General features: G+C 72.6%; 10 protein-coding genes and 1 tRNA gene. 4 read left to right on the top strand and 7 right to left on the bottom strand.

Annotation, left to right across the window (positions count from 1 at the left end; all coding sequences use genetic code 11):
- Nucleotides 1–1,458, top strand: a 1,458-nt coding sequence (locus N4P33_RS05355; protein WP_260825083.1) for a DoxX family protein, incomplete at its 5' end; no start/stop codon positions are given.
- 84 nt (nucleotides 1,459–1,542) lie between these two features.
- On the opposite strand, the gene N4P33_RS05350 is transcribed toward N4P33_RS05355, so the two are convergent.
- The 3 genes from N4P33_RS05350 to N4P33_RS05340 all read right to left on the bottom strand — a co-directional run bounded on the left by N4P33_RS05350 (nucleotide 1,543) and on the right by N4P33_RS05340 (nucleotide 4,283).
- Entirely contained in the window at nucleotides 1,543–2,274 is a 732-nt protein-coding gene (locus tag N4P33_RS05350; RefSeq protein ID WP_260825082.1) for a nucleotidyltransferase family protein, read from the bottom strand.
- A gap of 272 nt (nucleotides 2,275–2,546) precedes the next feature.
- Nucleotides 2,547–3,002: a hypothetical protein gene (locus N4P33_RS05345; protein WP_260825080.1), complete on the bottom strand. Its 456-nt coding sequence runs from the start codon at nucleotides 3,000–3,002 to the stop codon at nucleotides 2,547–2,549.
- A gap of 192 nt (nucleotides 3,003–3,194) precedes the next feature.
- Nucleotides 3,195–4,283 carry an ABC transporter ATP-binding protein gene (locus tag N4P33_RS05340; protein ID WP_260825079.1) on the bottom strand — a complete coding sequence of 363 codons (1,089 nt, stop codon included), beginning with the start codon at nucleotides 4,281–4,283 and terminating at the stop codon, nucleotides 3,195–3,197.
- Nucleotides 4,284–4,563: 280 nt separating this feature from the next.
- On the opposite strand from N4P33_RS05340, the gene N4P33_RS05335 reads away from it, so the two are divergent.
- Nucleotides 4,564–4,637: transfer RNA gene (locus N4P33_RS05335), tRNA-Thr, on the top strand.
- 40 nt (nucleotides 4,638–4,677) lie between these two features.
- On the opposite strand, the gene N4P33_RS05330 is transcribed toward N4P33_RS05335, so the two are convergent.
- Entirely contained in the window at nucleotides 4,678–5,601 is a 924-nt protein-coding gene (locus tag N4P33_RS05330) for an aminoglycoside phosphotransferase family protein (RefSeq protein WP_399028649.1), read from the bottom strand.
- A gap of 67 nt (nucleotides 5,602–5,668) precedes the next feature.
- On the opposite strand from N4P33_RS05330, the gene N4P33_RS05325 reads away from it, so the two are divergent.
- Nucleotides 5,669–7,072 (top strand): FAD-binding oxidoreductase, encoded by a 1,404-nt coding sequence (locus N4P33_RS05325; RefSeq protein ID WP_260825077.1) that lies wholly within the window; start codon nucleotides 5,669–5,671, stop codon nucleotides 7,070–7,072.
- Nucleotides 7,073–7,120: 48 nt separating this feature from the next.
- On the opposite strand, the gene N4P33_RS05320 is transcribed toward N4P33_RS05325, so the two are convergent.
- Complete coding sequence (locus N4P33_RS05320) at nucleotides 7,121–8,095, bottom strand: zinc-binding dehydrogenase (RefSeq protein ID WP_260825076.1); 975 nt, start codon at nucleotides 8,093–8,095, stop codon at nucleotides 7,121–7,123.
- Between the two features lie 63 nt (nucleotides 8,096–8,158).
- Nucleotides 8,159–9,319: an FAD-dependent oxidoreductase gene (locus tag N4P33_RS05315; RefSeq protein WP_260825075.1), complete on the bottom strand. Its 1,161-nt coding sequence runs from the start codon at nucleotides 9,317–9,319 to the stop codon at nucleotides 8,159–8,161.
- 218 nt (nucleotides 9,320–9,537) lie between these two features.
- Between N4P33_RS05315 and N4P33_RS05310 the strand changes: the two genes are divergently transcribed.
- Complete coding sequence (locus N4P33_RS05310; protein WP_260825074.1) at nucleotides 9,538–10,215, top strand: pentapeptide repeat-containing protein; 678 nt, start codon at nucleotides 9,538–9,540, stop codon at nucleotides 10,213–10,215.
- A gap of 12 nt (nucleotides 10,216–10,227) precedes the next feature.
- Here the strand turns inward: N4P33_RS05310 and N4P33_RS05305 are convergent, their stop codons facing one another.
- Nucleotides 10,228–10,728: a hypothetical protein gene (locus N4P33_RS05305; protein ID WP_260825072.1), complete on the bottom strand. Its 501-nt coding sequence runs from the start codon at nucleotides 10,726–10,728 to the stop codon at nucleotides 10,228–10,230.
- Between the last annotated feature and the right edge of the window lie 47 nt (nucleotides 10,729–10,775).

Below are 10,775 nucleotides of genomic sequence, written 5' to 3'. Positions count from 1 at the left end.
CGCCGCCCCGTCGTCTGGAGCGGCCGCTCGGCCCCCGACGACACCGGCGCCCACCGACTGCTCCAGGCCGTGCGGAACGGCGGCGTCCGGCACCCCGACGAGCCGCTCGCCGACCCCGGGGCCACCCAGGTCATCCCCCGCGTCGGCACCGGCTACGGCCACGACGGATACGACGGGTACGACGGCTACGGCGGCTACGGCCGGAGGGAGGAGGCCGCCGCCGAACAGACCCTCGAAACCCCCGTCATCGGTGCCCAGCGCACCCAGGACGGCCCCCTGCTGCCGCCCATGCGCACCGTCGGCAGCGCCTACGACGAACCCGCCTACGCCCAGCCGGAGTTCGACGACACCGGCGCGTACGGCAGCGGCGCGTACGACACCGGCGCCCACGACCTCCAGCAGGACACCGGAGCCCAGGACACCGGCCGGCGCTCCCGGCGCCACGGCGACGACCCGGCACGGCACGCCTACTACCCCGGCCGCCGGATGAACCTCGGCGTCGTCCTGCTCCCGCTGCGCGTCGCCCTCGGCTTCGTCTCCGTCTACGCGGGCATGGGCAAGCTCTGCGACCCCGCCTACCTCGACGGCGGCAAGCGCGGCTCCCTGGTGACCTGGCTGAACAGCCTCCACCCCTGGGACATCGCCGAGCCCCTGCGGCAGTTCGCCCTCCAGCACCCCATCGGCACCGGGCTCGGCATCGCCTTCCTCCAGGTCGTCGTCGGGGTCCTGACCATCCTCGGCTGCTGGCAGCGCCTCGCCGCCGCCATCGGCGCGCTCCTTTCGGCCGGGCTGCTGATCGCCGTCAGCTTCAAGAGCACCCCCATCTACGACACCACCGACATCCTCTACCTCGCCGCCTGGTCCCCGCTGGTCATCGCCGGTGCGCCCGTCTACTCCGTCGACGGCCGCCTGGCCGGCCGCGCCTGGCGGCGCCTCGGCCCGCGCGCGGACATCTGGCACCTGCGCCGGTACGTGCTGCGGCGCGGCGCGCTCGTCACCGTCGTGGTGTGCGGGCTGACCCTGCTCGTCGGCTCGATCCTCGGCGGCGCGGTCCGCGACACCGACCGTGTGGTCGTCCCCGGGCCCGGCGAGTCGCCGCGCAACGAACTGCCCGGCTCCCCGCTGCCGAAGGAACCCGGCGAGCGCAAGAAGCGCACCCCGTCCGCCTCCACCTCGCCCTCCCAGGGCGCCACGTCCGGCGCGGCCAGCCCCTCCGCGGACGCCGGCACCCCCGACGCGCCCCGGGACACCGGGGCCACCACCGGCGCCCCCAGCCAGACCCAGGGCAGCAGCGGCGAGGCCCCGCCGCAGCAGTCCTCCCCGGCGGGACAGGCCCCGAGCACCAGCTCCGGACCCACCTCCGGCGGCGGTACGGGCGGCGGCAGCGGCACCCCGAGCGGGGGCGGCGGCGGCTCGTCCGACGACCGGCCGGGGCTCGTGGGCGGCCTGCTGGGCTAGACCGCCCGGGCCTGAGGGCCGTACGACTGTGGGGCCCCGCACGAGTTGCTCCGTGCGGGACCCCACTGGTGTGTGCGCGGCGCGTCAGCGGCCCTGGGACGCCAGCTCCTTCGCCGCCTCGGTCAGGTCCTTCGCCGTGTCGATGGCGCGCCAGTAGGAGCCCTGCGGGATCGGGAAACCGGCCAGTCGGCGCTCACGGGCCAGATGCGGGAACGTGGTGCGCTCGTGGTCACCGCGCTCCGGGAGCAGACCGGCGAAGGCGGGGGAGAACACGTAGACACCCGCGTTGATCTCGAACGTCGACGGCGGGGCCTCGATGAAGTCGGTGATGTGGCCGAAGCCGTCGGTCTTCACCGCACCCCACGGCAGGCGTGGGCGGGCCAGCGCGAGGGTGGCGACGGCGTCCCGCTCGGTGTGGAAATCCGCCATGTCGCGCAGCGAGAAGCGGGTCCAGATATCGCCGTTGGTGGCGTACCAGGGGCGGTCCGGGCGCGGGAGGTGGGCGGCGGCGTACTTCAGGCCGCCGCCACGGCCGAGGGGTTCCGTCTCGACGACGGTGGTGACGGAGAGGGGAAGTTCGGCGCTCTCCAGCCACTTCTGCAGCACCTCGGCGAGGTGGCCGCAGGAGACCACCACGTCCGTGACGCCCTCCTCGGCGAGCCAGGACAGCTGATGGCCGATGATCGGCGTCCCCGTACCGGGGATCTCGACCATCGGTTTGGGCCGGTCGTCGGTGTACGGGCGCAGACGGGAGCCCTGGCCCCCGGCCAGGACGACGGCTTGAGTGGGGCGCAACGCGGCACTCGGATCGGTCATGCCCGAACTGTACGCGGCCCCCTGCCGCCCGCCCGGCGGCGGGCGGGCACGGTCGGCGAGGGGGCGGCGCCCATGAGGGCGGCACCGCTGAGAGGCACCGCTGGGAGGCGCTTGTAACGGCGCCGCTCAGAGGGGCGCACAAGGGCGGGCGCCGGTGGTGGCGCTCACGGTGGCGCCGCTCCGGGGCGGTGCGCAGGGCGGCGCCGCTGGTGGACGCGCTCACGAGGGCGCCGCGCGTGGAGGGCGCTCAAGCGGCGCCGTCGGTGAAGGGCTCAGTGGTGGGCGGCGAGGACTCCCGAGGCGAAGGCGGTGTCGCAGACCGGGCGGGCGTAGGACTGGGCCTTCGTCGGGCCGTACACCCGGACCGCGGCCTTGCCGAGGGCGCGGGCGATGGAGGCGCAGTGCTTCGCCAGCGACGGGCGGTCGTTCACGGCCTGCTGGAGGTGGGTGAGCGCCACGCCCGGGTCCTTCTCCTGCAGTTCGACCAGCAGCTTGTCGCGGAGCACCTCCTGCGGCGTGCGAGCGGCGGCACGCGAGGAGGCGCCGGACGCGGCGGTGTCCGCGGCGGTGAGCACCGGGCTGGTGGAGCCGCCCGACCAGTTGACTCGCGCGACCGCGAGGGTCCCGGAGAGCACCAGGACGACGGGCAGGACGAGGGCGAGGGTGCGGCCGACCCGGCGGGCGGGGCCCCGGCCGCGTCGCGTCTGAGGGGTAGTGGAGTGCTTCACGCGAGTGAGGGTAGCGTCCGGTGATGATTTGGCGACATTCTGTCACCGATTCGGGGGATGTAAGGGGGCGGATTTCTGGGTACGGCGTTGACGCACACTGCTCGAAACGTCCGGTGTGCCGGGGTATTTGTCGACAACGCGAAGGGCCCCGAGGCAGATGCCGCGGGGCCCTCGTCGAGCGTCGGGGGAGCGTCAGTCGGACAGACGCGCACCGGTGGAGGTCGAGAACACGTGGGTCTCGCCCGAGCGCGGCACGACGTGCAGCAGGCTGCCCTTCTCCGGGACGTCACGGCCGTTGACGCGGACCACGAGGTCCTTCGACTCCGTGCCGACCTTCGCCGTGCCGTACACGTAGGCGTCGGCGCCCAGTTCCTCGACGACGTTCACGGTGACCGCGAGACCCTGGTCCGACTCGGCGCCCGCCACGTCGAAGTGCTCGGGACGCACACCCACGGTGACCGTCTTGTCCGTGGTCGCGGCCAGCGCGTCACGGTCCACCGGCACCACCGAGTTGCCGAACTTCACACCGCCGTCGGTGACCGGCACCTCGACCAGGTTCATCGCCGGGGAACCGATGAAGCCGGCCACGAACAGGTTCGCCGGCTTGTCGTACATGTTGCGCGGGGTGTCGATCTGCTGGAGCAGACCGTCCTTGAGGACCGCCACACGGTCGCCCATCGTCATGGCCTCGACCTGGTCGTGGGTGACGTAGACGGTGGTGATGCCCAGACGGCGCTGCAGGCTGGCGATCTGCGTACGCGTCGACACACGCAGCTTGGCGTCCAGGTTGGACAGCGGCTCGTCCATGAGGAACACCTGCGGCTCACGCACGATCGCGCGGCCCATCGCCACACGCTGGCGCTGACCACCGGAGAGCGCCTTCGGCTTGCGGTCCAGGTACTCCGTCAGGTCGAGGATCTTCGCGGCCTCCTCGACCTTCTGCCGGATCTCCGCCTTGTTCACGCCGGCGATCTTCAGGGCGAAGCCCATGTTGTCGGCGACGGTCATGTGCGGGTACAGGGCGTAGTTCTGGAACACCATGGCGATGTCCCGGTCCTTCGGCGGCAGGTGCGTGACGTCACGGTCACCGATGCGGATGGCGCCGGCGTTCACGTCCTCGAGCCCCGCCAGCATGCGGAGCGAGGTGGACTTGCCGCAGCCGGACGGGCCGACCAGAACGAGGAACTCCCCGTCCTCGATCGAGATGTCGAGTGCGTCGACGGCGGGCTTGTCGGAACCCGGGTAGATCCGGGTCGCCTTGTCGAACGTAACTGTGGCCATGGTGAATGGGCCCCCTTCTACCGGCAGGAACGTGCCGGACGATCCGAGTAGGAAGGTGGTGCCACGACGGGTGTTCCGCTGTGGGCGGCGCTTATTCCGTTGTGGTTCCGTGTGGTGTAGTCCACGAGGGTGAACTGGCACTGGACGGTACCTGGCGTTCACCTGGTCTGTCAGTACCTCCGGGGCTGTGAATTTCGCGGAAACTTTCGAACCCGTGAGGGCGGGGCCGTAAGTACGTGGCTGGGGGCGATCGGCTCTGTGTACAGTGGAGCCGCTCCTCGCCTCCTTAGCTCAGCTGGTCAGAGCGCCGCTCTTGTAAAGCGAAGGTCGTCGGTTCGAATCCGACAGGGGGCTCTGGTGGATCCCGGGTCAGTCCGACTGACCTGGGATTTTTTCATGCCGTGCCGGCGCGCAGTCGCCGTGCGATCTCCAGGTGCTGTTCCTCCACCGGGTCGCCGTCCTCGATGTTCCACAGGATGTTCTCCAGGAGGCGGGCGTAGGTCCAGGCGCGGGCCCGGGGGCGGTCCAGGTTCATGACCTCGGTCATCGCGTCGAAGCGCCAGTGGATGTCGGCGGGGTCGAAGCGGTTGGCGAGGGCGGGCCAGAGTTCGTAGCCGGGGTCGCCGGCGAGGGGCTTGGGGTCGATGGCGAGCCAGGGGGCGCGGTCGGCGGCGAGGACGTTCTCGTCGTGCAGGTCCCAGTGGAGGAGACGGTCGCCGGGTTCGCCGGCGACCTCGCGCAGGGCCGCCGCGCAGTCGGCGGTGATGCGTCGGGTCTCCGGGTCGGGGATGCGGGTCAGGGCCCAGGGGGTCTTGTCGAGCATGGCCTGCGCGATGTCGCCGAGGCGGCGCATCCCGGGCGGGGCGGGGGTCTGGTTCAGGTGGCTGAGCAGGAGGGCGATCTGCCGGACCGACGCGTGGATGTCCGGCTCGTGCGCGAGCATACGGGAGGCGTCGAGGCGTTCCAGGAGCATGGTGCCGGTGGCCGGGTCGTGGTCCAGGAGGCGGACCGCCCCGTCGCCGCTCCACAGGCGCAGGGCGATCGGTTCGCCTTCGCTCTCCTCGTCGCGGAGCTGGAGCTTGAGCACCGCCGGGGTGTCGTCGGCGCGGACCACGGGGAGGACGAGTGCGCTGACGCCGTGCATGGGGGTGCCGGTGACGCGCAGCGTCCAGCGGTCCAGGAACGCGGCGGTCAGGTCGGGGAGTGCGGCGATGAAGGCGCGGCCTTCCTCTCCGTTGAACTTCTCCTGGGCGCGGGCGAGTTCCTCGGGAATGTCGATCACCCCGGGCACGCTAGCCGGGTACGGCGGGCGGGGCAGGTGAATAACGCGGGCTGCGGATTCCGTAGGAGACAGCGGGTGCGGGGAAGGGCTAACGTCCGGGGCCATGAGCAGCATGACCAGCGGTGTTGTGAACGGCGGCGTGTCCTTCTGGTTCGCGGACGACGGGCTTCCGGCGGTGCGGGCGCCGCTCGAGGGGGACGCGGTCGCGGATGTGGCGATCGTGGGCGGCGGGTACACCGGGTTGTGGACGGCGTACTACCTGAAGAAGGCGATCCCGTTCCTCCGGATCATCGTGCTGGAGCGTAAGTTCTGCGGCTACGGCGCCTCCGGGCGCAACGGCGGCTGGCTGTACAACGGGATCGCGGGCCGGGACCGGTACGCGCGGCTGCACGGGCACGAGGCGGCGGTGCGGCTGCAGCGGGCGATGAACGCGACCGTCGACGAGGTGATCCGGGTCGCGGAGGCGGAGGGGATCGACGCCGGGATCCACCGGGGCGGGGTGCTCGAAGTGGCCCGTACGCCCGCGCAGTTGGCGCGGCTGAAGGCGTTCCACGAGCATGAGCTGAGCTTCGGGGAGAAGGACCGCGAGCTGTACGGGGCGCGGGAGACCGCTGAGCGGGTGCGGGTCGCGGACGCGGTCGGGTCGTCGTGGACGCCGCACGGGGCCCGGCTGCATCCGGTGCGGCTGGTGAAGGGCCTGGCGGCGGCGGTGGAGGCGCTGGGCGTGACGATCCACGAGTCGACGCCGGTGACGGAGATCCGCGACAAGCACGCGGTGACGCCGTACGGGACGGTGCGGGCGTCGTACGTGCTGCGCTGCACGGAGGGGTTCACGGCGGGGCTGAAGGGGCAGCGTCGGACGTGGTTGCCGATGAACTCCTCGATGGTGGTGACCGAGCCGCTGAGCGAGGAGCAGTGGGAGACGATCGGCTGGGCGGGCCGGGAGACGCTGGGCGACATGGCGCACGCGTACATGTACGCGCAGCGCACGCCGGACGGGCGGATCGCGCTGGGCGGCCGGGGTGTGCCGTACCGCTTCGGCTCGCGCACGGACAACGACGGTACGACGCAGGCGGCGACGGTGGAGGCGCTGCGGGCGCTGCTGGTCGGGTTCTTCCCGTCGCTGGCCGGGGTGCGGATCGAGCACGCCTGGTCGGGGGTGCTGGGCGTGCCGCGTGACTGGTGCGCCTCGGTGACGCTGGACCGGTCGTCGGGGCTCGGCTGGGCGGGCGGGTACGTCGGCTCGGGCGTGGCGACGGCGAATCTGGCGGCGCGGACGCTGTGCGACCTGGTGGCCATGGACTCGGGGCAGGGCGGCCGTACGGAGCTGACGGATCTGCCGTGGGTGGGCCACAAGGTCCGCCGCTGGGAACCGGAGCCGCTGCGCTGGCTGGGCGTACGGGGCCTGTACGCGGCGTACCGCGCGGCGGACCGGCGTGAGCAGTCGACGTACGCGACGGGGTCGTCACGACTGGCACGGGTGGCGGACAAGGTGGCGGGGAGGTAGGGCCCCGCCCGGAGTGCCGGGTGACTACGGCTCCAGGGTGCCGGGTGACTACGGCTCCAGTACGACCTTCCCCGTCGTCCCCCTGTTCTCCAGTGCCCGGTGTGCCTTCGCCGCGTCGGTGAGGGGGAAGCGGTGGACGGCCGGGGTGAGGTGGCCGGCGGCGGCCTGGTCGAGGGCGCGGAGTTCGAGGGTGCGGACGGGGTTGGGGCCGCCTGCCCTGCGCAGCATCTCCGGGCCGAGGACGTTCACGGAGACGCCGTCGACCAGGTAGGGGCTGTCCGCGTCGATGCCCTCGGCGGACCAGCCGAAGACGACGTGCTTGCCGCCGGGTGCGAGCAGTCCCACGGCGGTGCGGGCGACGTCGCCGCCGACACCGTCGTACACGATCGTCACCTTGCCTTCGTGGGCGGCGAGTCGGTCCTCCCAGCCGGGCGCGCGGTAGTCGACGGCGAGGTCGGCGCCGTTGGCGGTGACGCGGGCGGTCTTCTCCGGACCGCCGGCGAGGCCGATGACGGTGGCACCGGCGTTCTTGGCGTACTGGACGAGGAGCGTGCCGATGCCGCCGGCCGCGGCGGGCACGAGGACCACGTCACCGGGGCCGGGTTCCGCGAACTGCACGATGCCCATGGCCGTACGCCCCGTGCCGATCATGGCGACGGCCTGGGCGAAGTCGAGGCGCTCGGGGATCTCGTGCAGGCGGTCGGCGTCGGTGACGGCGAGTTCCGCGTAGCCGCCGGGGGCGAAGCCGAGGTGGGCGACGACGCGCTTGCCGAGCCAGTGCCCGGGCGTGCCGTCGCCGAGCGCGTCGACGGTGCCGGCGACCTCGCGGCCTGGGATGGTCGGCAGGGTGGCCGGTGCGGGGGCGGGGCCCCGCTGTCCCTCCCGGAGTGCGGTGTCCAGGAGGTGGACACCGGCGGCTCGTACGGCGATACGGACCTGTCCGGGGCCCGGCGTCGGGTCCTCGACCTCTTCGTAGGTGAGGTTCTCGGCCGGACCGAAGGCGTGCAGACGGATGGCGTGCATGGTGGTCCCCCCAGCGGGTCGCTGCTGTGGCGTGTGTCGCCGTGACGACCCCACTGTTCAACCTCAAGCATGCTTGAGGTCAAGCTCCCGCCGGCCGAGGGCGAGGGAGACCGCGGTGAGGGCGCTGTTGAAGGACACCTCGGACAGCACACCGGGCGCGGCGACCTGGTCACCGGCGAGATAGACACCGTCGCCGCGGTCGACGGCGGGCCGGTCGCGCCAGCTGGTGCCGGGCGGGTCGACGGCTCCGGTACGGCCGTTCGCCACCGCCTCCTGCCGCCAGGTGACCCGCTCGCGCCAGCCCCCGAAGCCCAGGTCCAGCAGCTCCTCGGCACGCCGGACGCCGTCGGCCTTCGTCTCCTTCGGGCCGATGGGGATCTGGCCCTGGATCAGCTGCTCGCCGGCCGGGGCGAGGGTGCGGTCCTGGGCGGTGAAGCGCTCCAGCCAGCCCGGCGCGTCCAGGTCGGACACGGCGAACGCGTCCCCGCGACGGGTGCGTACGGCGAGGTCGACGAGGACGGTACGGCCGCTCGGCCAGGTCAGGGAGGGGTCGCCGAGGAGCCGGCGAGCGGAGTCCAGGGAGGTGGCGACGACCACCGGGGTGTCGGTCGGGAGGGTGTCGACCCGGGACAGCGTCTCCATACGGACGCCAAGGTTCCAGGCGCGGGCGGCCATGCGGTCGATGAGCGACCCCCAGCCGCCGCGCGGGTAGTGCGCCTCGGGCGGCAGCTTGGTGGCCCGGCGCAGGCGTTCCTGCACGAAGGCGGCGGACAGGGAGCCCGGGTCGTGGTGGAAGAGGGCGACCGCGGAGTAGTGGGCGGCGGCGCGTGCGGCCTCCTCGCCGGCGACACCGGTGGCCCAGGTGAGGAAGTCGCTGTCGACGGGGGCGTCGGCGCCGCTGCGGCGCAGCAGCTTCAGCATCGCGAAGGGCGGGGTGCGGCGCAGCACGCCCCGGTGGCGCAGCCGCAGCCGGGCCGCCTCCAGGGGCGGGATCGGGGCGAGCGGGCCGATGAGGTCGCGCTGTCGCAGCCAGGCCCAGTGCGGGCCGCCGTTGTAGAGGGCGTGCGGTCCCTCGTTGGTCCGGTAGGGGCCGTCGGCGGTGCGGGCCCGGCCGCCGAGGGTGTGATGGGCCTCGTGGATGGTGACCTTGGCGCCCGCCTCGGCGGCGGTGATGGCCGCGGTCAGTCCGGCGAAGCCGCCACCGATGACGGTGATGCGGTGCATGGCTGGTGGTCTCCCTTGCTCGGGTCGCCTGATGACGTGACGTGACGTGTCGCGTCGGGTCGGGTCGGGTCGTGTCGGGTCGGGTCGGGTCGGGCCGGGCCGGCTCGTGTCTCGTGCGTTCTCCTCCCGCTAGGACCACTCGACCACCCCGGAATGTGACATCGGCGGGGTTTGCGCAGGTCAGGGCCGTTGTCAGTGGTGGGGTGCAGGATGGGGGCATGGCGAGGAGAGCGGCGGGCGGTACGGGAGTGAAGGGGGCGCGGCGCCCCGAGGCGCGGCTGCCCGCGCTGGAGCGGTTCGAGGGGGGTGAGCTGGAGCCGGACGGGGACTATGACGGGCTGGAGTTCCGGGAGGCGGATCTCGCCGGGCAGGACGGGGGCGGTGCCCGGTTCATGGACTGTGCGCTGACGGGGTGCGCGCTGGACGAGACCGGGCTGTCCCGGGTGCGCGTGCTGGACTCCGTGCTCACCGGTGTGCGCGGCGTGGGGACCAATCTCGCGGAGGCGACCCTGCGTGACGTCGAGCTGACCGACGCGCGGCTCGGCGGGACGCAGCTGCACGGGGCGGTGCTGGAGCGGGTGCTGATCCGGGGCGGGAAGATCGACTTCCTGAATCTGCGCGGGGCCCGGCTCAGAGACGTCGTCTTCGAGGGCTGCGTGCTGGTCGAGCCGGACTTCGGCGGGGCCCGGCTGGAGCGCGTGGAGTTCGTGGACTGCACGATGAAGGGCGTGGACCTCACCGGGGCCACGCTGGCGGACGTCGATCTGCGCGGGGCGGCGGTGCTGGAGATCGCCCGGGGTGTGGACCGGCTGGCGGGGGCCGTGATCAGCACAGGGCAACTGCTGGATCTGGCACCGGTGCTGGCGGGGGAGCTGGGGATCAGAGTGGAGGGATAAAGGTGAGGGCAGTTATTTGACGCGGGGATAGCGGGCCTGGAGGGTCCAGATCGCCGGGTTCTCGCCGAGGTCGTCGTGCAGGTCGACCAGGTCCGCGATGAGGTCGTGCAGGAAGTCCCGGGCCTCGCGGCGGAGTTCGGCGTGAGAGAAGGTCAGCGGGGGCTCGGCGGCGGGCAGCCACTCCGCCTCGATGTCCACCCAGCCGAAGCGGCGCTCGAACAGCAGGCGGTCGGTCGACTCGGTGAAGTCCAGCTCCGCGTGCTGGGGGCGGGAGGCGCGGGAGCCCGCCGGGTCGCGGTCGACGCGCTCGACGATGTCGCACAGCGCCCACGCGAAGTCGAGCACCGGCACCCATCCCCAGGCTGTGGAGATCTCCCGGTCCGATTTCGTGTCGGCGAGGTAGACGTCACCGCAGAACAGATCGTGGCGCAGGGCGTGGACGTCCGCGCGGCGGTAGTCGGTCTGCGGGGGGTCGGGGAAACGGTTGGAGAGGGCGTAGCCGATGTCGAGCACGGAGGTGATGGTGTCACGGCGGTGAGACGGTCCGCGTCGCAGTGGTG

It is taken from the genome of Streptomyces sp. 15-116A (assembly GCF_025290915.1).
Lineage (GTDB): Bacteria > Actinomycetota > Actinomycetes > Streptomycetales > Streptomycetaceae > Streptomyces.
Note: the sequence above shows the minus strand (reverse complement) of the source record. Positions and strands in the feature narration are given on the sequence as shown.

Bases quoted from the DNA above. Each gene is read 5' to 3' on its own strand.
- N4P33_RS05340 (WP_260825079.1), bottom strand. From the start codon at position 4,283: ATGGCCACAGTTACGTTCGACAAGGCGACCCGGATCTACCCGGGTTCC.
- N4P33_RS05310 (WP_260825074.1), top strand. From the start codon at position 9,538: ATGGCGAGGAGAGCGGCGGGCGGTACGGGAGTGAAGGGGGCGCGGCGC.
- N4P33_RS05325 (WP_260825077.1), top strand. From the start codon at position 5,669: ATGAGCAGCATGACCAGCGGTGTTGTGAACGGCGGCGTGTCCTTCTGG.
- N4P33_RS05350 (WP_260825082.1), bottom strand. From the start codon at position 2,274: ATGACCGATCCGAGTGCCGCGTTGCGCCCCACTCAAGCCGTCGTCCTG.
- N4P33_RS05315 (WP_260825075.1), bottom strand. From the start codon at position 9,319: ATGCACCGCATCACCGTCATCGGTGGCGGCTTCGCCGGACTGACCGCG.
- N4P33_RS05320 (WP_260825076.1), bottom strand. From the start codon at position 8,095: ATGCACGCCATCCGTCTGCACGCCTTCGGTCCGGCCGAGAACCTCACC.